At 60.0% G+C, this 20,484-nt stretch carries 13 protein-coding genes and 1 pseudogene; 5 read left to right on the forward strand and 9 right to left on the reverse strand.

Annotated features, from left to right (window positions below):
* Positions 1-293: 293 nt before the first annotated feature.
* Positions 294-653 (reverse strand): IS66 family insertion sequence element accessory protein TnpB, encoded by a 360-nt coding sequence (tnpB, locus tag ACYZT3_RS27730; RefSeq protein ID WP_462031163.1) that lies wholly within the window; start codon positions 651-653, stop codon positions 294-296.
* Positions 654-924: 271 nt separating this feature from the next.
* Between tnpB and ACYZT3_RS27735 the strand changes: the two genes are divergently transcribed.
* Positions 925-1,740 (forward strand): substrate-binding periplasmic protein, encoded by an 816-nt coding sequence (locus tag ACYZT3_RS27735; RefSeq protein WP_282382357.1) that lies wholly within the window; start codon positions 925-927, stop codon positions 1,738-1,740.
* A gap of 223 nt (positions 1,741-1,963) precedes the next feature.
* Positions 1,964-3,841 (forward strand): DEAD/DEAH box helicase, encoded by a 1,878-nt coding sequence (locus ACYZT3_RS27740; protein WP_462031164.1) that lies wholly within the window; start codon positions 1,964-1,966, stop codon positions 3,839-3,841.
* 67 nt (positions 3,842-3,908) lie between these two features.
* On the opposite strand, the gene ACYZT3_RS27745 is transcribed toward ACYZT3_RS27740, so the two are convergent.
* The 3 genes from ACYZT3_RS27745 to ACYZT3_RS27755 all read right to left on the reverse strand — a co-directional run bounded on the left by ACYZT3_RS27745 (position 3,909) and on the right by ACYZT3_RS27755 (position 7,104).
* On the reverse strand, positions 3,909-4,502 hold the full coding sequence (locus ACYZT3_RS27745; protein ID WP_449645600.1) for a YceI family protein: 594 nt from the start codon (positions 4,500-4,502) through the stop codon (positions 3,909-3,911).
* Positions 4,503-4,534: 32 nt separating this feature from the next.
* Positions 4,535-5,086, reverse strand: a complete 552-nt coding sequence (locus ACYZT3_RS27750) for a cytochrome b (RefSeq protein WP_462031165.1) — start codon at positions 5,084-5,086, stop codon at positions 4,535-4,537.
* A 260-nt stretch (positions 5,087-5,346) separates the two neighbouring features.
* A complete protein-coding gene (locus ACYZT3_RS27755) occupies positions 5,347-7,104 on the reverse strand; it encodes a flavin monoamine oxidase family protein (RefSeq protein WP_462031166.1) in 1,758 nt (585 codons plus the stop codon).
* A gap of 223 nt (positions 7,105-7,327) precedes the next feature.
* On the opposite strand from ACYZT3_RS27755, the gene ACYZT3_RS27760 reads away from it, so the two are divergent.
* Positions 7,328-8,734 carry an adenosylmethionine--8-amino-7-oxononanoate transaminase gene (locus tag ACYZT3_RS27760; protein WP_282382349.1) on the forward strand — a complete coding sequence of 469 codons (1,407 nt, stop codon included), beginning with the start codon at positions 7,328-7,330 and terminating at the stop codon, positions 8,732-8,734.
* Positions 8,735-8,869: 135 nt separating this feature from the next.
* A complete protein-coding gene (locus ACYZT3_RS27765) occupies positions 8,870-9,589 on the forward strand; it encodes a 16S rRNA (uracil(1498)-N(3))-methyltransferase (protein ID WP_462031167.1) in 720 nt (239 codons plus the stop codon).
* Positions 9,590-9,633: 44 nt separating this feature from the next.
* On the opposite strand, the gene trhA is transcribed toward ACYZT3_RS27765, so the two are convergent.
* From trhA to ACYZT3_RS27780, 3 genes are all read right to left on the reverse strand, one after another.
* The gene (trhA, locus tag ACYZT3_RS27770; protein WP_282382345.1) at positions 9,634-10,251 is read right to left on the reverse strand and encodes a PAQR family membrane homeostasis protein TrhA; all 618 of its coding nucleotides are present in this window, start codon (positions 10,249-10,251) and stop codon (positions 9,634-9,636) included.
* Positions 10,252-10,351: 100 nt separating this feature from the next.
* A complete protein-coding gene (locus tag ACYZT3_RS27775) occupies positions 10,352-11,383 on the reverse strand; it encodes an NAD(P)/FAD-dependent oxidoreductase (RefSeq protein WP_282382342.1) in 1,032 nt (343 codons plus the stop codon).
* On the reverse strand, positions 11,376-13,532 hold the full coding sequence (locus ACYZT3_RS27780; protein WP_462031168.1) for a hypothetical protein: 2,157 nt from the start codon (positions 13,530-13,532) through the stop codon (positions 11,376-11,378). The genes ACYZT3_RS27775 and ACYZT3_RS27780 overlap by 8 nt, the downstream gene beginning before the upstream one ends.
* A gap of 170 nt (positions 13,533-13,702) precedes the next feature.
* Between ACYZT3_RS27780 and ACYZT3_RS27785 the strand changes: the two are divergent.
* Positions 13,703-14,131: pseudogene (locus tag ACYZT3_RS27785) on the forward strand (LysR substrate-binding domain-containing protein); the annotation flags it as partial.
* On the opposite strand, the gene ACYZT3_RS27790 reads toward ACYZT3_RS27785, so the two are convergent.
* Together ACYZT3_RS27790 and ACYZT3_RS27795 are read right to left on the reverse strand one after the other, a co-directional pair.
* On the reverse strand, positions 14,110-14,565 hold the full coding sequence (locus ACYZT3_RS27790; RefSeq protein ID WP_282382339.1) for a chemotaxis protein CheW: 456 nt from the start codon (positions 14,563-14,565) through the stop codon (positions 14,110-14,112). The pseudogene ACYZT3_RS27785 and the gene ACYZT3_RS27790 overlap by 22 nt on opposite strands.
* Positions 14,558-20,464: an Hpt domain-containing protein gene (locus ACYZT3_RS27795; protein ID WP_462031169.1), complete on the reverse strand. Its 5,907-nt coding sequence runs from the start codon at positions 20,462-20,464 to the stop codon at positions 14,558-14,560. The genes ACYZT3_RS27790 and ACYZT3_RS27795 overlap by 8 nt, the downstream gene beginning before the upstream one ends.
* Positions 20,465-20,484 lie beyond the last annotated feature (20 nt).

Below are 20,484 nucleotides of genomic sequence, written 5' to 3' on the forward strand. Positions count from 1 at the left end.
GGTTGGGTCACTAGTCCCCGTACTACCGTGCAATTCGGTTGTGCTGCGCATCCCGTTACCGGGTTGCACTCTCTTGCGGGAGGGACATTGTTGATCGGGCTTCACACCCCAAGATTGGCTCCTGACGCATGCCGATCTAGTGAACTGACGGATACACGTCAGGCTCGTTACTCCAGAAAGCGGAGTTGAGCAATGAGATCCAGAGCTTACGACACGTGTTTGACTGCTAACCTATTGAAGTTAAACAGTTGAACACGCGATCTCGTGTCGCACCATGCCCCGGATTATACCCGTCAGGCGACGAATCTTGGAGTCAAAACCTGATGAGGGCGATTGCGCCACAGGTCAAAACCGTCGAGCAACCAGTTCAATTCCTGGACGCTCAGCACGATGGCCTCGTCGCTGGCGTCGGGCGATGTTTTAAAACGCTCGGATTCCAGGCGCTTGAGCCAAAGGCAGAAGCCGTTGCGCTCCCAGTAAAGGATTTTCACTCGATTACGGTGGCGATTCAGAAAGACGAAAAGCACAGGGTCGAACACCGCGACCTTGATATCCAGCTCGACCACGGCGGCCAGGCCGTCGATGGATTTTCGGAAGTCCACGGCCTTGGGATAGAGGTACACTTTTTCGACTTTAGCGTCGGGTCGCATCATGACGTGCTGGCTCCAGAGAGAAATCGGAGTACAGCTTCGGGGATCAACTGCTGGCTTTGAATGTGGGGTTTATGGAGCGGTTACTTTTAAACCGCGTTTAAAGCAACCGCATCATGCTGGCTGAGATCGCAGTCTTTGGCTGCGCATGCAAGCATTGCACATTTCAAAGCCGGCCATTCTCAAGGCAGCGATTTTTTGCTTTTTACACCCGAACCAGAGCTTCTGGATCCCGTTTCTGGCTCTTTCCGGTTTCTCGTCGTAATCTCAAGCCATGCCTTTGATCACGCAGTTACTGACCGTGTTTCTTTTTACTTGCCTGAGCTTCGCCGCTCGGGGCGAGAAGCTGCGCATTGTCACCGAGCCGTGGGCGCCTTACGTGTATGAGGAGGACGGCAAATCCCTGGGACTGGACTACGAAACCACTGCGATTGTCTTCAAGCGCTTGGAGATCGAGGTCGAGTGGCAGTTTCTGCCGTGGAAACGCTGCCTGTCGATGCTCGAAACAGGCCAGGCGGATGGCGCGCTGGATATTTTTCACAGCGCCGAACGCGACGCGGCCCTGCTCTACCCGACCGAACCGCTCTCGGAAGTCGAATTCGTGATGTTTTACGCCAATGAGCGCCCGCATCCGTTTCACACTCTGGACGATCTGAAAGGCCTGACCATTGGCACCTCACCGGGCTATCTGTACAGCCCGGACTTCCGCGAATCGACGCTGTTCACCCGTGAGCCGGCACCGACCCATGAAGCCAACTTCGGCAAACTGGTGCGCGGGCGGATCGACCTGCTGATCACGGACCGCCGGGTGGGTCAGCACTTGCTCGACAAATTGGGCATCCGCGACAAGATTACCGAGAACCCGACCGTCATCAGCCACCAGAGCCAGTTCCTGGCGGTGCGCCGCAACGCGGGCATGGACTTGTTGGTGCAGCGCTTCGGCGCCGAGCTCAAACGCTTCAAGCGCGAGCCTGCGTACGCAGAATTGAGCGCCCGTTATGGTGCCAATCGGGCAGCCGAGGTAAAAACCACCCGAGCCACCGCCGCCAGCGGAAAAACCGTTGAGCAGCAGGAAAGCGGCGCGCAGTGATTGCTCTGTTATACTCCGGCCTTCCCGCCAGGCTCACGCCCGGACGCTCGGACTTGTTCAAGGCATCTCGACACCGCTACAGCGCAGCTTTTCAGCCCGCGCGAGCACTCCAGACGAGCTTTCAAGGCCCAGCAGGACCGGACGGGATTGCGTTCTTCTTAAACGCCATTCGCGCCAGGCAAGACTCCCATTGGGCCAAGCCCTAACTAAAACAGGATTACTCATGTCCTTTGCTTCCCTCGGTCTCTCCGAGGCTTTAGTCCGCGCCATCGAGGCAGCGGGCTATACCGAGCCTACTCCGGTGCAACAGCGGGCCATTCCCGCCGTGTTGCAAGGTCGCGACCTGATGGTCGCGGCTCAGACAGGTACTGGTAAAACCGGCGGCTTCGCCCTTCCGATTCTGGAGCGGTTGTTCCCCAACGGTCACCCGGACAAATCCCAGCGTCACGGCCCGCGCCAACCGCGCGTACTGGTCCTGACCCCTACTCGCGAACTCGCGGCTCAAGTACACGAGAGCTTCAAGGTTTATGCCCGTGACCTGAAGTTCGTCAGCGCTTGCATTTTCGGCGGCGTCGGCATGAACCCGCAGGTTCAGGCCATGTCCCGCGGGGTTGACGTGCTCGTGGCCTGCCCTGGCCGCCTGCTTGACCTCGCTGGCCAAGGCAGCGTCGATTTGTCCCACGTGGAAATCCTCGTGCTGGACGAAGCCGACCGCATGCTCGACATGGGCTTCGTCCATGACGTGAAAAAGGTCCTCGCCCGTCTGCCGAGCAAACGCCAGAACCTGCTGTTCTCGGCCACCTTCTCCAAAGACATCACCGACCTCGCCGGCAAGCTGCTGCACAACCCGGAACGCATCGAAGTCACGCCGCCGAACACCACGGTCGAGCGCATCGAACAGCGCGTATTCCGCCTGGCCGCCAGCCACAAGCGCTCGTTGCTCGCGCACTTGATCACCGCTGGCGCCTGGGAACAGGTTCTGGTGTTCACCCGCACCAAGCACGGCGCCAACCGTCTGGCCGAGTACCTGGACAAACACGGCCTGAGCGCCGTCGCGATCCACGGTAACAAGAGCCAGAACGCTCGCACCAAAGCCCTGGCCGACTTCAAGGCCGGCGAAGTGCGCATCCTGGTCGCCACCGACATCGCCGCTCGCGGCCTCGACATCGATCAGTTGCCACACGTGGTCAACTTCGAACTGCCGAACGTCGATGAAGACTACGTGCACCGTATCGGCCGTACTGGCCGTGCCGGTCGTTCGGGCGAGGCGATCTCGCTGGTGGCTCCGGACGAAGAAAAGCTGCTGAAAAGCATCGAGCGCATGACCAGGCAGAAAATTGCCGACGGCAATCTGATGGGCTTCGATTCCAGCGCTGTAGAAGCCGAGAAACCAGAAGTTCGCGAGCGCCCGGATGTGCGTAACCCGCGCAACCCACGTGGCCCGCGCGGCGACGGTCCGAACGGCACTGGTGGTGGCGGCGGTCGTAAAGACAAAGGCAAGGACAAGGGCGGCAAGGAAAAACCTGCTGCCACTGGCCGTGGTGATCGCCCGGCGCGTGAACACAAGCCACGCGAAGGCACCCCGGCTCGCGAGCAACAGCGCCCGGCACCTCGCGCCGCCGCTGATCGAGCACCGGACGAGTTCCTCGACGACGATGTCGATAACTTCGGTAACCGCGCCGACTACGTGCCGCAGGCCAAGCCTGCTCAAGGCCGTGGTCGCCGTCCGAGTGCTCCGGCACAAGGCTCGGCCGCAGGCGCAGGTGCTCCGCGCACCGGCGGCAAGCCTCAGGGTCGCCAAAACGGCCCGCGCAGCAGCGATGGCGCCACCACTGGCACGCCGCCGGCCAAGCGCAGCGGTCCACGCAACGGCGCTCCACGTGACGGCCAGGCCCGTCGCGAAGAGTCCCGCGACCGCCGACCGGCTCGCACCGACGATCAGCCACGTGCGGAACCGGCCGTGCAAAACCCGCGCGGTCCGGCACCGAAGATCATCCATAAAGAGTCGAAAACCGATCGGTTCCCGACTCCTGAGCAACTGGATCAACTGCCAGGCCGTCCTCGCGGTGAGAAACCAGCCTTGCTGACCCGCAATCGCTGATTTAACGCAGCCATAAAATATGCCCCTGATCGCGAGATCAGGGGCATTTTTGTTTTAGCGGCGAAAATTACTTCGCTTTGACACCTTCAAACGAAACATACAACTCTACCGCGTCTGACTGTGGGCCCAGGTCTTTCTGCTTGCCGAAATCAGAGCGCTTGATGCTGGTGGTGCCTTCGAAGCCGGCACGGTAGCCGCCCCATGGATCCTTGCCTTCACCCAGGAAAGTGGCTTTGACCACGATTGGCTTGGTCACGCCCAACAGGGTCAGGTCGCCGGTTACGTCGGCAGTGTCTTTGCCAGCGGCGTTTTTGCCGGTGGATTTGACGCTGGTGGAGACGAACTTGGCGTCCGCGAACTTGCCCACGTTCAGGAAGTCACCGCTGGCGATGTGCTTGTCACGTTCAGCGTGGTTGGTGAACACGCTGGCGGTTTTGACATTGAACTCGAGCTTGCTGTCTTCTGGCTTTGCAGCGTCGAAGCTGAACTTGCCGTCGATGTCCTTGAAGGTACCGGTGATGAAGCTGTAGCCCAGGTGGCTGATCTTGAAGTCAACGAAGGCATGTTGGCCTTCTTTGTCGACGACGTAGTCGGCCGCCATTACGTTGGCGGACAGCAGGGCCGAACCGATGGCCAGAGCAGCGAGGGTCTTTTTCAACATGCTTTCTATTCCTATGGAGTCGAGGTTGAACTTCATGCTTTGCGGCCCAGCATTCGCGCCAAGGTCGCATCACGATCGATAAAGTGGTGTTTCAGTGCTGCCAACGCATGGAGGCCGGAAAAAATTACCAGCACCCACGCCAGATATAGATGAATCACACCAGCGGTGTCTGCCTGGTCCGGTAGTCCGGAAACCAATGCAGGGACTTCAAACAGGCCAAACACCGGAATCCCGACACCTTCTGCGGTGGAAATCAGGTAACCGGCAATCATCACAGCGAACAGACTGAGATACAGGAACGAGTGGCCGAACTTGGCGCCAAGGCGCGTCATGCGGCTATAGCTTTGCAGTGCTGGTGGTGGCGGGCTGATCAAGCGCCACAAAACCCGTAGAGCCATGACAGCTAACAGCACCAGACCAATACTTTTGTGCAAGTCCGGCGCGTCTTTGCGCCAGCTGCTGTAGTAATCGAGACCGACCATCCACAAGCCCAACGCAAACAGACCGAAAACTGCCAGCGTCACACCCCAGTGCACAAAGATGCTGACCCAACCGTAGCGGGAAGAAGAGTTACGTAGCTGCATTGCCCAATTCCTGTGAAAACTGCGAACCAAGACTATCGAGTTATCTATCGATTTAAAGCGGAAAATTTTGCTTTGAAATATCGAGAAATACGATCAAGAGTCTGAAATGGATGAGTTAAGGAAAGATTAAAGACCCCTGTGTAAAAAAACGAAGTCCAACTAAAGAACACCTCCGCCATAGGGTTTATTTGAATCTTGATATTGGTTTTCTTCAGGCAAAAAAACGCGGCATTTCTGCCGCGTTTCTTTAATCCCAAAGCTTACTGCGCTTTGGTATCTGTTGCCGGGGTCGCAGCGGGCTTGGCCGCAGGCTTCTTAGCCGGTTCGGCTTTCTTCGCCGGAGCTTTTGCCGGAGCCTTTTTGGCCTCGGTTTTGGCTGCAGGCTTTTTCGCCGGGGCTTTTTTCGCCGGCTCGGCTTTCACCGGTGCCGCTGGTTTCGGTGCTTCGACCGGAGCTGGCGCAGGGGTCGGGGCTGGCGTTGGAGCCGGTGCAGGAGCAACCGGAGCCACTGGCTCTGGCACCTTGACCGGTTCCGGTTTGTCGTCAGAACCACCAAACAGGTTGGTGAAGAAGTTACCTTTCTTCGCCGCCGCTGCGCCAGCCACCGCTGCGGTCGCTGCTGGAACAATCTTCACAGGTTCAAACGACTTGCCAGCCGCCAGGTCTTCTACCTGACTGGCTGCACGCTGACCGGTGCGAAGTGCGCCTTCCAGCGTGCCTGGGTACAACGTATCAGTGTGTTCGCCGGCAAAGGCTACACGCTGAATCGGACGTTCCCACAGCCGCCAGTACTTGCTGATCTGGCCAGGACCGAAGGCCAGGTAAGCGCCGCCCATGGATGGGTCGGTGCTGTAGCGGCGGATTTCATAACCGGTGAACGAACCGCGAGCCTGTGGATAAAAGGCGTGCAGACGGATCAGCACCTGATCGACCATCTGCTTGTCGCCGAAGGCCTGCATCACGCGCGCGTTGTCGCCGGACAGGTTGATCACCACATTGGCGCCGCCCTTCAAAGCGGGCTCAACCCACAACATGCCCAGACCGGCGTTGCTGTAAATCTCACCGGTCATGCGCGCCTTGCTTTCCCATACCGGAGTCTTGAACTTCAGCATGATCTGGTCGCGCCAACCGTAGTTGGTGCCCTTGATCGCGCCCATGTGCTGGGCATCCAGCGACGGGGTCATCTGAATCTTGTTCAGTGCGCGCAACGGCACGGCCACGACGACGTAGTCCGCCTGATAGCCAACGCTGCCGACTTTGACGGTCACACCGTCCTTGTCCTGCGTGATAGCCGAGACCGGGGAGCTGGTCTTGATGGTTTTCAGCTGTTTGACGAAGGCCTGGGCCAACACCGGGCTACCACCAAGCAGACGCGAAGCGCGCAGGTCACGGTCGGCAACGCCACGATAAACGCGGCTTTGCTGTGCGAAGTACAGCAGCGACAGGCGCGAAGGTTCGTCATAACGGGTACGAATCTGCTGATTCACCAACTGACGTGCCGTGGCCGGCAGATTCAAACGGTCGAGCCAGTTGGCCACGTTGATCTGGTCCAGAGCGAACAGTGTGCTGTTGGCCGCCGGGTTCTGCGGGTCTTCGATCGAGCGCGCCAGATCGTCCAGGGTCTTTTCGTAGCGCTTGAGCGCCTCGCTGGTGGCCGGTTGCTTGGTTGCCAGATCGGCGGCAGTGAAATACTCACCGTCAATCAGATAGCCCGGGGTCCGCACGAACTCAGGGGCCGGCGTGGTGCTCAGCTTGAAGGTCGAGACGTACTTGTTCAGAACCGGTTGGGTCTTATCGTTGCCGATCCACTCACTGGTGGCCATGCCGGAGCGACCGCCCATGCTCGGTTTGGCTTCCAGCAGGGTCACCTGCCAGCCTTTGTTTTGCAGTTCGTAAGCAGCGGTGAGGCCAGACAGCCCTCCCCCGATCACGATCGCCGTTTTATCCTTGGCCAGCGCAGACACGCTGAACAGCCCTAACATCACCAGCGCACAGGCGCGCAGCCAACCAGCAGACATTCAGCGAACTCCGGAAATACACGTAGGGAAAAGCGGTTTTGCGAGTCAGACGACTCAAAGAACCGCGAAGAATACGTCAGCCATCAAAAGGCCGCCAGCGACGTCGACCGACCTATACAAAGTAGCTCAATCCACGCAATGGGTTGTCCCCACGCCGCGCATTGCATAGGCTTGCGCGATTGTTTGCCCGCGCACCCAGCGAGCCGCCTCGAGGAGACTGAAAATGGGCCTGAATAATCAGTGGATGCAACGCGATCTCGCGGTGTTGTGGCATCCCTGCACCCAGATGAAAGACCACGAACAGCTGCCGCTGATCCCGATCAAGCGCGGTGAAGGCGTGTGGCTGGAAGACTTCGAAGGCAAACGCTACCTCGACGCCGTCAGCTCCTGGTGGGTTAATGTATTCGGCCACGCCAACCCGCGGATCAACCAGCGCATCAAGGACCAGGTCGATCAACTGGAACACGTGATTCTCGCTGGTTTCAGCCATCAGCCAGTGATCGAGTTGTCCGAGCGCCTGGTGAAGATGACGCCGGAAGGCCTGACCCGGTGCTTCTACGCCGATAACGGTTCGTCCTGCATCGAAGTCGCGCTGAAAATGAGCTTTCACTATTGGCTCAACCGCGGCCAGCCGAACAAGAAGCGCTTTGTCACCCTGACCAACAGCTACCACGGCGAGACCATGGCTGCGATGTCGGTGGGCGACGTGCCGCTGTTCACCGAAACCTACAAGGCCCTGCTGCTGGACACCATCAAGGTGCCGAGCCCCGATTGCTATCTACGCCCGCAAGGCATGAGCTGGGAAGAACACTCGCGGAACCTGTTCGCCGCCATGGAACAGACCCTGGCCGAGCACCACGACACCGTGGCCGCGGTGATCGTCGAGCCGCTGATCCAGGGCGCCGGCGGCATGCGCATGTACCACCCGGTGTACCTGAAATTGCTGCGCGAAGCCTGCGACCGCTATGGCGTGCACCTGATCCACGACGAAATCGCCGTCGGCTTCGGCCGCACCGGGACAATGTTCGCCTGCGAACAGGCCGGCATCCGCCCGGACTTCCTCTGCCTGTCCAAGGCCCTGACCGGCGGTTACTTGCCGCTGGCGGCCTGTGTGACGACCGAAGATGTCTACAGCGCGTTCTACGACGACTACCCGACCCTGCGCGCCTTCTTGCATTCCCACAGCTACACCGGCAATCCTCTGGCGTGCGCGGCAGCCTTGGCGACGCTGGATATCTTCGAAGAAGACAACGTCATCGAGAACAACAAGGCCCTGGCCCAGCGCATGGCCAGCGCCACCGCACACCTGGCCGATCACCCGAACGTTTCGGAAGTGCGTCAGACCGGCATGGTGCTCGCCATCGAGATGGTCAAGGACAAGGCCAGCAAAGAAGCTTATCCGTGGCAAGAACGTCGCGGCTTGAAAGTGTTCCAGCATGCGTTGGAGCGTGGTGCTTTACTTCGACCGCTGGGCAGCGTGGTGTACTTCCTGCCGCCGTACGTGATCACGCCTGAGCAGATCGACTTTCTGGCCGAAGTGGCCAGCGAAGGCATCGACATCGCGACTCGCGATAGCGTCAGCGTATCGGTGCCAAAAGACTTTCATCCGGGCTTCCGCGATCCGGGCTGATTGAACGACGCTCGTTCCCACGCTCTGCGTGGGAATGCAGCCAGGGACGCTCTGCGTCCCAAAAAGCGGACGCGGAGCGTCCGGTGAGGCATTCCCACGCAGAGCGTGGGAACGATCAAATTAAAGAGAATCCGCATGAGACTGTCCCGCTTCTTTATCGACGCCCCCTTGAGCACTGGCGAACACGAGTTGCCCGAGGCCCAGGCCCATTACATCAGCCGCGTGCTGCGCATGGCCGAGGGCGATGCGCTGCAACTGTTCGACGGTTCGGGCCATGAGTTTCGCGCCACGCTGGTGGAGGTCGGCAAGAAGCGTGTGGTCGTGCAGATCGATGAAAGCTTCGCCGGGCAGGTCGAGTCGCCCTTGCAGATCCATCTCGGCCAAGGCTTGTCCCGTGGCGAGCGGATGGATTGGGCGATTCAGAAAGCCACCGAACTGGGCGTCACAGAAATCACCCCGATCTTCAGCGACCGCTGCGAAGTCCGGCTGAAGGACGAGCGCGCCGACAAACGCCTGATGCACTGGCGCCAAGTGGCGATCAGCGCTTGCGAGCAATGCGGGCGTTCACGGGTGCCGGTGATTCATCCACCGCTGCTGCTGGCGGACTGGTTGAAGCAGACTCAAGCAGAATTGAAGTTGGTGCTGCACCCGGTGGCCGAGCCACTGTTGAGCCATGCCAAGCCTGGGTCCTTGGCTTTTTTGATCGGGCCGGAGGGTGGATTGTCGGAGGCTGAAGTGGATCAGGCCAAGGTCGGCGGTTTTCACGCCGCCCGCCTTGGGCCGCGCGTTTTGCGGACTGAAACCGCGCCGGTTGTTGCATTAGCGGTTGCCCAACAGCTTTGGGGTGACTTCTAGGGCCCTATCGCGAGCAAGCTCGCTCGCGATGGCCGCGCCTCGGTCTACAGCACATAAAACAGGATCGCCACGAAGTGCAGCAAACTCCCGGCGATCACGAACAGGTGCCAGATCCCGTGGGCATGGCGCAGTCGATGATCGAGGGCAAAAAAGACAATCCCCACGGTGTACAACACGCCGCCCGACGCCAGCCAGGCGAAACCTGTACGGCCCAACGCCGTCAGTAACGGTTTGACCGCCACCAGCACGATCCAGCCCATCACCGCGTAGATCACGATCGACAGAATCCGCGCTTCCGAACGCGGTTTGATCTCTTGCAGGATGCCGATCAGCGCCAATCCCCAGACAATCCCGAACAACGTCCAGCCCCACGGCCCGCGTAGCGTCACCAGGCAGAACGGCGTGTAGCTGCCGGCAATCAGCAGGTAGATCGAAAAGTGATCGACCTTCTGCATGATCGCTTTCTTGCGCCCACGCACGCTGTGGTAAACGGTCGAGGCGCTGTAGAGCACCATCAAGGTGAAACCATAAATCGCCACGCTGACGATCTTCCACGGGCTGCCGTCCAGGCTGGCAATCACCAGCATCCACACCACCCCGACACACGCCGCCACTGCCCCAACCAAATGCGTCCAGGCGTTCAATCTTTCCCCGTGATACATGTGTTGCTCACCTCGAAATCCAATACAACAATGCGCAAGGCTCAGGCTTGAAGGTTAAAAGTGCAATGTTCCCTAGGCAATCACCGGGCAAAAAGGTTGCTTAGCGGTTCAACAGCCACGTTGGGGGAAATGGATGAGCCCGGTATAACTCGCACATCTTGTGCCGGTCGCGGTTAAACCACTCATTCACCCACTGCTGGTATTGCTGCTGGATGCTGAGTTCATGCCAAGGCGTACTCCGCGCTTGAATCACCGCATGCGCGGCCATCATTCCTGACATCAACGCCTTCAACACGCCCTGTGATGCCGCCGGGTCCAGCACAAAAGCCGCATCCCCCGCGATAAAGAAGCCATCGCCGGCCGCCTGCTGACCTACACGCCAGGTCACATCGGCCCCGCGTACCGGGCCGGATGCCGCCAGGTGTTTGAACGTGGCAGGTGGAATGTCCTGCGCTTGGTTTTCAGGGAAAAAGCTCAGACGGGTCCAGTGGTAACGGCGTTCGCCGATCTTCGCAGTCCAATACCAGCCAAGCGGGTCAGCCTCAATCCCGCAAAAAACATTATCTTCAAGGCACACCCCGGCGGCATAACCATAGTGAGCGATCAGACGCGGCGAAAATTTTCGCCAGCGAAGTTGCAGCTGACGTGACAACCAGCTGCAGGCGCCACTGGCGTCGATCAAATGAGGGGCCGTGAAATCACCTTGTCGGGTTTGTACTCCGCATACCCGCTGCCGGTCCCTGATCACCCTAAGTACACGACAAGGTTGCAACACCTGCACACCCGACTCGGCGGCCCGACACAGCAGCAAGTTATCCAGCACATCGCGAGGAATCTGAAAGCCCCGGCACGGTCCCGTCGCACCTTGACCGAAGGCACTGAATTGGCGTGCGCTCCCCCATTGCACCCAATGGCCTGTATGACGTAAAAAACCTGCCGTTTGCACCGCGTCGGCCACGCCCAGTTGTTGCAGCAAAAGCTCAACAGCAGGCTGCAGAGTCTCACCAGGACGCTCGCGCGGGAAAACCGCCTGCTCCAACAGCGCCACCCGCAATCCTCGTTGAGCACACAAAATGGCCGCTGCGGTGCCCGCAGGCCCGGCGCCGATGATGACCACATCGTGATCAGTCACGAGGGCGGGCCTGCCAGCCCATCTTGTCTCTGTTGATCAAAAGGTGTTTAACCCCGATAAAAAGCTCGACCATTTCGAGTATTTCAACGTGACGCCGAGTGAAATCAGCGGGTGTCGATAGGGCGCCGTATCGGTAAATCCTGAAGAAGTGCACATCGCCCTCCAGCTGCACCTTTGCCTCAGACTCTGCCTGATCCAAGACCAGATCAGGACGTAAGACATCAACAAAGGACAGCACTGACCACTCCCCTTGCCGCGTGCGAGTGGTCGCACCTACGGCGATGTAAGCCGAATGCATGGCGAGAATCCGTTGCTGATATTGCTCGCGTGAAGTCTGCCCGGTGACCGACAGCGACAACTGCCCGGCCAGTGCTCTATTGGTGTAATCGCTGTACGTAAAAGCGGTGCATTCGACCACTTGGCGCCCATCTGCCATAACCAGACGTGGCCCGGCTTCGCCATCCCAGGATGCCCCGCCGGTCTGACCATTTTCAGAATCCGTCAGCGGTATGACTGTCGGTTTTGTAGGCCATGGCTCAAATGTCCTCGCACTGTCAGGTGTCACGGCGGGCCAATAGCCGCCCGCGGCCGAACAGATTCTCACGTCTTCTGTAAACGGGCTGCCCAAGTTGTAGCCGCAGAGAAATGTCGGCCTAAATCCCCCATTTGTGGAAATTTCCCATCCCGGGCTAAAGGTGCCCGCAGCCTGATCGGGCAGCCAGGACGGACGCTTGGTACTTGCAGAAGGCCCCGTCGTTGCGGCGCCCATACCCGGCAATCGCTGAGAGACCAGCGCGGTGATACCTTTGTCCTGTTCTACGAAATGCCCCCCTGCCAGTTCCGGGTTACCTGCCAGCCTCTGTGCAGATAAAGCATTCAAAGTGACGTACCAGATGGGCTCGGGAAACGCCTGTTGTTCTGCCCACTCAATCAACTCCGCTTGTCCACAGCCCGGGTAAAAATCAGGTGCGGATAGAATTGAGTAGGCGGCTACATTCAAGGGAATGTGTGCACTCAGCGCCGGACAATTGGCCTTGACCCAGCCTTCAGCAGTGAAGTCTATAAAGTGCAATGCCCGGTAGTTCCCGGCGCTGACAATCGCGTCCATGTCTTGATCTTTGTTCAAGTCACAGATCAAGCCACTGTCCAGTAACTTGTGGCGTTTATTGATGATGTAACCACCAAAATTCGCGCCGGGCGGGACCCTGAAAGAGACTAATTGATTGTTAAACAAGGCGGGCTCAACCAGCCTTGGCCGGGTTACCGGTACATTCAAGCCGGCCCCGAATACCGGACTGGCACCCCATTCGGCAAGGCCATTAGTAAGCACAAATGGCGCTTTCGAAATGTCGGGTTCAGACCAGTCCGCATCAGCCCCTCTCCTGATGTGGAACTGCCGCAACTTGTCATTGACGTGATATGCCTCGAGATCCAGCTCCACATCGAGCCCGGCAATGCATTCGGGGCCATTGAACACCTTGTGCAGCGGAAACCAGAAATCCAGTTCTTCATCACCTGCTGCCCCCGTATCGCTTACCCCACCTTTTTGCTGCACGGCTATGTATGCACTGAAGCGCGCCGGCACGACCCGCATGGCATGAGGCTTATTCTGCACAAAAGGGCTGAAGCCACGCAGGCGAGCGTCGTACAGCACGGCATCGGTGCCGACCCGTGCGATACCGGTGCGGGAGAAACAAAGGTCGGCATGCTTGCGATGCGTCGTGCCTGGTCCAAGCCGGTATTCAAGCGCAAACACCGCCAGCCCCAAGGTCGCATCTGCACCCGCCAGTGCCTGAAGTTGCGCCAGTGTCGGAGGGGAAACGCCGTACACATAGTTGAGCAGTGTCTCTAACTCTGCCCCAGTCGCGAAATCAGCGAGCGGGGTTGCCCCTGCGCCTTCTGTCACACTGGGCGATGCCAAGGCGTGGTACAGCAGACTGCGCGCCGGATGGCCGGCCTCAACCCCGCATGTGCCTTGCAACGAAAAGTCTTCAAAGCCCTTGATTGTGCGGTCAATCGACAGCGCTTTATTCAACTCGTCGGCCAGCGGCCGGGCCTGGATATCCAGCCCATGAAGCATCAGCAGATCGCGCCAGCCAGCGGACGCCAATCGCTCGCAGACGCTTTGAACCTCATCAATCAGGGGCATACAGACTCCTGGAACAGAACCCAAAGTGTCAGTCAGAATGCAACAGTTACGAGGCAGCCGCACCTGACAGAACTACCAGTTTTCTGTCACGAGACTAACGCTGGCTGTAGGGAGGGGTGATCGCGGATTATTTCTGGTGCTGACTTCTGTCAGGCGTGATCTTTGAGAATTGGCGCCTGACCCGCGAAGCCGCCGGTTTCTCCGCCGAGCGCTTCAAGCTGGGCTCGCTGTATTCGCTGACGGTGAAGACAATGAAGACGGTGCCGCAGCTGATCATGGGCCTGAAGATCCGCCGCAGCGAGCTCAATATCGACCTGATCCTCGGCTCGAACTTCGACCTGCTGTACAAGCTCAAGAACATGGAAGTCGACGCGATCCTGGTGTCGCTGGACGAGAGCGTCAACAACCCGGACTGCGAGCAGATCCCGTTGTTTTCCGACGACATCTTTCTCGCCACACCGGCGGATTCAAAGTTTGCCCAACGGACCGAAGTTGATCTCGCCGAAGTGCGCGACGAGACTTTCATTACGCTGACCCAGCGAGCTTGCTCCGGGCGGCGTTCCGACGATGGGGCCAGTCAAGTCAACCCGGCATTCACCAGTAATTCCTCAAGCGCCAACAAGTCCGGCACCTTCGCCACTTGCTCCCCCACCTGCACCGCCGCCTGTTCCAGCGAACACAACGGCACATCCACATAGCTCAACTGACTATCAAGCTTGTAAGACCGCGGAATCCCCTGCACCAGCAGTGCAATAAATTTCAAATCAGGCCGCCCGCCGAGAGCATTGAGGATGACAATCCGCGCCCGTTCACCGATCACGATTTTCTGCCCACACGCCGACTCAAAACTCAGCAACGGAATCTGCCGGTTCCGCCACGTTACCCGCCCGAGGTACCACGGCGGGGTGTCGAGGTCGAAGGCACTGGGTTGGTAATCAATGAGCTCCGCAACAGCAACGTTGGGCAGAATCAGGTTGCGGTCGGCCAGGGGCAGCAGCAGGCCGGTGAGGTTGCTGGTGCGGTGCTCAAGCATGGGTTTTGCTCCACAGGGCGATGCTTTCGAGCAGCACCGATTCCTGGTACGGCTTGCCGAGGTAGTCGTTGACGCCGATGGCCATGGCACGGTCGCGGTGCTTCTGCCCGGTGCGGGAGGTGATCATGATGATTGGCAGGTGCTGCAGACGTTCGTCGGCGCGTACCTGGGTCGCCACCTCGAAGCCGTCCATGCGCGGCATTTCGATGTCCAGCAACATCAGGTCAGGCCTGTGTTCTTCAAGCAGCAGCATGGCGTCGACACCGTCCTTGGCGGTCAGCACGTTCATGCCGTGGCGTTCCAGCAAACGGCTGGTGACCTTGCGCACGGTCACCGAATCGTCGACCACCAGCACCAGCAGCGGTTTATGCGGCTCGACCTCCGCCTCCTGAGTCACTGACTGTTGCGGCACACGGGCCTGCATGGCGCGGATCGGCGCCAGCAAATCGAGAATCAGCACCACCCGTCCGTCGCCGAGAATCGTTGCTCCGGACAACCCCTGCACCGCCGCAAATTGCGGGCCGAGGCTTTTGACCACGATCTCGCGAGTGCCGGCCATGGAGTCGACTTGCACGGCGATGTGCCGCTCGTTGCACTGCACCAGCAATACCGGCAGCGGCAGGCTCTGGCCCAGCAGTTTCGGGCGGTGGCTGGTTTTCAGCAGTTCGCCGAGGTAGCACAGTTCATAGTGTTGCCCGGCGTATTTGTAGGTCGGCGGATCGAGCCGGTAGTGCCCTTCAAGTTCGTTGGGCAGCACGCGAACGATGCCGTCGATGGTGTTCAGCGGGATCGCGTACTGATCATCAAAGCATTGCACCATCAGCGCCCGGTTGACCGACACGGTGAACGGCAGGCGAATCCGGAAGTGCACGCCCTGCCCTGGCACAGAGTCGATGCTCATGCTGCCGCCGAGTTGCCGGACCTCTTCGTGAACCACGTCCATGCCGACGCCGCGCCCGGAAATCTGGGTGATTTTCTCGGCGGTGGAGAACCCCGGTTGCAGGATGAATTGCAGCACATCGCGGTCGCTGATGTCGCTGTCCGGGGCCAATAACCCGCGCTTGATCGCCTTGCGCCGCACCGCGTCCAGCGGCACGCCGGCACCGTCGTCGCGGATGTCGAAAATGATGTCGCCGCCCTCTCGCGACAGGTCCAAAGTGATTCGACCCTGAGCCGGTTTACCCGCGGCGATACGCACCTCGGCCGATTCCAGCCCATGATCCACCGCGTTGCGCAGCATGTGTTCCAACGGCGCGGCCATGCGTTCCAGGACGTTGCGGTCCATCTCGCCTTCGGCATTGCCGACGATGAACTCCACGTCCTTGCCCAGTTCGCTGGAGACCTGACGGACGATGCGCTTCAAACGCGGCAGCATCCGCTCGAACGGCACCATGCGCGTGCGCATCAGGCCTTCTTGCAATTCGGTGTTGATGCGGCCCTGCTGTTGCAGCAGGTTTTCCGCGTCCTGATTGCGTCGGTCGAGGGTTTCCTTGAGGTCGAGCAAGTCGGAGGCCGATTCGAACAGCGCGCGCGACAGTTGCTGCAATTGTGAGTGGCGGTCCATTTCCAGCGGATCGAATTCTTCGTAGCCCAGGCGTTCGGCGTCGACTTGCTGGCGGCTGAGAATCCGCCCCTGGGTTTCAGTGTCGAGACGACGCAACTGGTCGCGCATGCGCTCGATGGTGGTTTCCATCTCGCTCAGGGTCACGCGCGCATCATTGACCTGTTGTTCGATCCGGCCACGGAAGATCGACGTTTCGCCGGCCAGGTTCACCAGGTCATCGAGCAACTCAGCCGAGACCTTGACCATGTCCCCGCCGGCATCGGGTTGCGGTGCGGGCGTCTCGGCTTTCGGCGTTGCGGACACTACGACCGGTGCCGGTGTGTCGGTCACTGCCGGATGACTGAAATTCTTGATCGCGTCGATCAATCGATCGGCCGGCGGCAAAGGATGACCGGCACGGGCCGCATCGAGCATCTGCGCCAGTCGATCGTGGCTGCTTTGCAACAAGTCGAACAACGCGGCGGTGGGTTGCAGCACGCCAGCCGAGAGGCCTTCGTAGAGGAATTCCAGCTCATGGGCGAGGTCGCCAATCGGTGCGATTTCCACCATCCGCGCGCCCCCCTTGAGGGTGTGCAGGTCACGCAGCAGGGTTTCCACTTCCTGACGATTCGAAGGCTCGGCCTGCCAGCGCACCAGCGCCGCGCCGGAGTTTTCGATGATGTCGAAACCTTCCTCGAGGAAGATATCCAGAAGCTCCGGATCATGGCCCGGTGAATCTTCGGCCCGGGCAGGTTCGACCGTTTCAACAGCGCTGACAATGCCCTGGCGAAACGCGCGAATGGCCACGATCAGCTCGTCTGGATCGCCCAATGGCTGCTGGTTCTGCAACTGATCAAGCAGCTGTGCGAGCCGTTCATGGCTTTGTTGCAGCAGTTGCGCCAACGCTTCGCTGTAGGCGTAGCGGCGATCCACCAGACCTTCATAAAGGCTTTCCAGCTCATGGGCCAGATCACCGACCGGCTCGACCTCGGCCATCCGCGCGCCACCCTTGAGGGTGTGTAGATCACGCTGTAACGACAACAGCGGTGCGGCGTTGTCCGGGTCACTCAGCCAGCGCTGCAAGGCCTGGCCAGCACTTTCGAGGATATCCACCGCTTCTTCGAGGAAGATCGAAACGATCTCATCGTCCATTTCAACCTGGGTCGCGTTCTGCGCCAGTTCGGCCGTGGCGCTGCCCAGTTCCCGAATGCTCAAGGTACGGCTGCCGTCACTGCGAATCAGCCCCATCGCCGACGGATCGAGACTCGCATCCAGCAAACCGCGCAAGGCCCGGACCCGCTCCGGTTGCGGGCTGACTTCCTGGCCCGCGGCCAGTTCGTCGAGCATGTTGATCAGCGCTTCGTGGGCACTTTGCGCCTCGTGGAAAAACGCCTCGCTGACCGCCAGGCTGCTTTCTTCCACGGCACCGTAGAGATCGAGCAACGCTTCGCAAAGCTCATCCACCGGATGCAGGTCAGCCAGATGGGCGCCCTCGCCCAGGGTGGTCAATTCATCCAGCAGCGCGCTGAGTTCCTGACGCTCGCCGGGGTGTTGCTGCCAGCGCTGCAACAGGCTTTCGGCGTCCAGCAGGATGTCCATACCTTGCGCGAGGAAGTTATTGATCAGTTGCGGATCACGCTTGATGCGCAACCCGGTATTCGGTGCACTCAGGAGGGTTTCCAGACGCTCGGCCAGCAATGCCTGGGTTCGCTCGATCAACGAGCGGGCGCCGGGAATCTCCGCCAGTGGATCAGTCTTGAGCTGTCGCAGCCCAAGACGGAACAGTCCTTCGGCTTCCAGCAACAGTTCGACTTCATCCAGGTCCAGGGCGATCAGGTGCGCCTTGTACTCCCGGGCCAGATGATCCAGTGGCGTCGCCAGCTCGGCAATCGGTAATACGCCGGCCATGGAGGCGCTGCCCTTGAGGGTGTGCAGCGCTCGCTGCAACTCGTCGCTAGCCTGCAACGGCACGTGCTCGGCGGCTTGATCGAGGAAGCGGTTGAGGCTGCCCAAGTGGGTTTCGGCTTCGTTGCGGAAGATCTCAAGCAGCAACGGATCGAGGGCTGCGACGTCCTGTGCGTCTTCATCGAGTATCGATTCATCGCCCTTGGCCAAGGCATGGGCGCGTGCGGCCAATTGGTCGACATCGTTGCGCTGGCGCTGGGCATTGGCCGCAAACTCGGCCACCAGTTCCGGTAGCAGATTCAGCGCGTCGCCCAGCAGTTGCTGCACCGCCGCCCCCGGTGGAACGCTGTGTTCCAGTACGCGGTTGAGCAGATTTTCCATCGCCCAGGCCAGTTCGCCCAGCACCAAAGCGCGGACCATCCGGCCACTGCCTTTCAACGTATGGAAGGCCCGGCGCAGTTCACTCAAGGCCGATTGACTGTCGGGATTGGACGACCAGCGCGGCAGGTATTCCCGGAGAATTTCGAGGACTTCATCGGTTTCTTCGAGGAAGACTTCCCGCAACTCATCGTCCACCGGCTCTTCACCGGCGGGTGGCGGCAACAGGCTTCCCGGAGTGGTCAGGGCGGGCGGGTTGACGCAAGATACGGGGCTGGCCAAGACATCGGCCAGAGACTGGACGGTGTCAGGGTCGTCCAGTTCCTGCAGATCTTGCATGACCTGCGCTTCGCTTGGGCTGAGCACATCTTCAAGCACCGGCACCTGCTGCTCGCGGGGGAAAAAGCCGAGTGATGCCAGGCTTTTTTCCGCGACGTCGAGCAACTGTTCACCCGACGCTTCGGGGTCGTCGCTGAGGCGCTCCAGGTAATACTCGATGCTGGTGACGACGTCGGCCAGGCTGTCCAGTTCCTGCCAGCCGGGGTGATCTGGATCCAGCAACAAGTGCTCGCGGATGAAGTGGTTGCACGTTTCGATCAGGCTCGCCGCACGGCTCAACGGAATCATCGCCAGCGCACCGCGCAACTGGGTCAGCAAGGCCGGCAGTGGCTGCAAGTGCTGTCGGTCCCAGTCGGCGTCGATGTAGTCAACGATCATGTCCTTGGCCTGCTGCAGGCAGATGCGCGCTTCCTTGATCACGATCTGATGGATCTGTGTCAGGTCGATGGTCGGCAGGCGGCTTTCTTCCTGGCTTTCCGGTTCGACGGTGCCGACCATGCCGGCGAGGGTCGCCTCGACATAGAGCAAAGCACCGGCGACGTCCATGAGGGTCGCGTCATTGGGCTCACGCTGGCCCTGGACGAGGCTCAGCACCACCGCCAGTTGATCAATGATGACCTTGCGTGGCTGGCCGAAACCGAGCACCGCCAGGGTGTCGGCGATTTGCCGCAGTGGCGCCAGCAGGCTTTCGAGGTCCGAAGTGTGTTGGCGGTCACTGCGCACGAACAGGTCCAGGCGCTCCTTGACCCGCACCAGCTCTTCGCACAGCGCGGCCAGCACCGAACGCATGGCGTCGCGGTCGGGACCGGCCAGCCGTGCTCGTTCTTCGTCGACCATCGCGCTGTCAGGCAGCGCGTCGTCCAATCCGTAGCGATCTTTCATGGTCAGCATCTGCCCGGTGGGATGTTCGGCCTTGGCAATGTAGAACAGCAAACTCTTGAGCAACTCTAGCGGCGCCGGCTGATTGATTCCGGGCATGCCCTGCTCGAGCAGGCGCTTCAGCTCTTTGTCGGCGTCTTTGAACAGGCGGCGCAACGCCGGACTGTTGGCGATCGAGCCGCTGCGCATACCTTCTACCAGCGCCGAGGCGACTTGCCACAACGGGCTCAGCGGTGCGTTGCCGCTCAGTCCTTCGAGATGGGTAAAAACCCTGGTCAGATAATCGAGGTTGGTTTCGCCGTCCTGCTCACGCAGCAATCCGACCAGGGCCATCTGCAACATTTGCCGCAACTTGCGCAGCACGTTCGGTAAATCGGCCGGCTCCAGCAGCGCCAGCGACGCTTCGTCCAGCGGTGGCAGGTCCGGCAATTGCGGGCTGAACAGGCTGGTTTCCGACAACAGGCTTTCGCCACGGGCGCTGCGCAGATCGTTGATCAGCGGCAGCACCACCAGCGGCAGGTCGCGACGGGCGCCTTGCACCCGGTCGAGGTAAATCGGCAGCTGCCCAAGCGCTTGCAGCAATAGATGGATCGCCTCATCACGATGACCGACGCGGTTCTGCTGCAAGGCGGTGGTCAGCTGTTCCATCTCTTCGGCGAGCAGCGCCGCGCCGTAAAACTCGACCATCTGCAAACTGCCGTGAACCTGATGGACGCAGGCCAGGCATTCACTGAGGGCGTGCGTCGCCTGCGGGTCATCAAGCAGGGTTTCGATGGCCTGATGAGCCACTTTCAGCGTTTCGGCAATCTCGCCTTTGACCCACTCGAGGGCCACATAGTCGTGCCGATCACCCATAACCACTCCGTTCACTGCTC

Source organism: Pseudomonas sp. MDT1-16 (assembly GCF_054898115.1).

Bases quoted from the DNA above. Each gene is read 5' to 3' on its own strand.
- tnpB (WP_462031163.1), bottom strand. From the start codon at position 653: ATGATGCGACCCGACGCTAAAGTCGAAAAAGTGTACCTCTATCCCAAG.
- ACYZT3_RS27735 (WP_282382357.1), top strand. From the start codon at position 925: ATGCCTTTGATCACGCAGTTACTGACCGTGTTTCTTTTTACTTGCCTG.
- ACYZT3_RS27740 (WP_462031164.1), top strand. From the start codon at position 1,964: ATGTCCTTTGCTTCCCTCGGTCTCTCCGAGGCTTTAGTCCGCGCCATC.
- ACYZT3_RS27745 (WP_449645600.1), bottom strand. From the start codon at position 4,502: ATGTTGAAAAAGACCCTCGCTGCTCTGGCCATCGGTTCGGCCCTGCTG.
- ACYZT3_RS27750 (WP_462031165.1), bottom strand. From the start codon at position 5,086: ATGCAGCTACGTAACTCTTCTTCCCGCTACGGTTGGGTCAGCATCTTT.
- ACYZT3_RS27755 (WP_462031166.1), bottom strand. From the start codon at position 7,104: ATGTCTGCTGGTTGGCTGCGCGCCTGTGCGCTGGTGATGTTAGGGCTG.
- ACYZT3_RS27760 (WP_282382349.1), top strand. From the start codon at position 7,328: ATGGGCCTGAATAATCAGTGGATGCAACGCGATCTCGCGGTGTTGTGG.
- ACYZT3_RS27765 (WP_462031167.1), top strand. From the start codon at position 8,870: ATGAGACTGTCCCGCTTCTTTATCGACGCCCCCTTGAGCACTGGCGAA.
- trhA (WP_282382345.1), bottom strand. From the start codon at position 10,251: ATGTATCACGGGGAAAGATTGAACGCCTGGACGCATTTGGTTGGGGCA.
- ACYZT3_RS27780 (WP_462031168.1), bottom strand. From the start codon at position 13,532: ATGCCCCTGATTGATGAGGTTCAAAGCGTCTGCGAGCGATTGGCGTCC.
- ACYZT3_RS27790 (WP_282382339.1), bottom strand. From the start codon at position 14,565: ATGCTTGAGCACCGCACCAGCAACCTCACCGGCCTGCTGCTGCCCCTG.
- ACYZT3_RS27795 (WP_462031169.1), bottom strand. From the start codon at position 20,464: ATGGGTGATCGGCACGACTATGTGGCCCTCGAGTGGGTCAAAGGCGAG.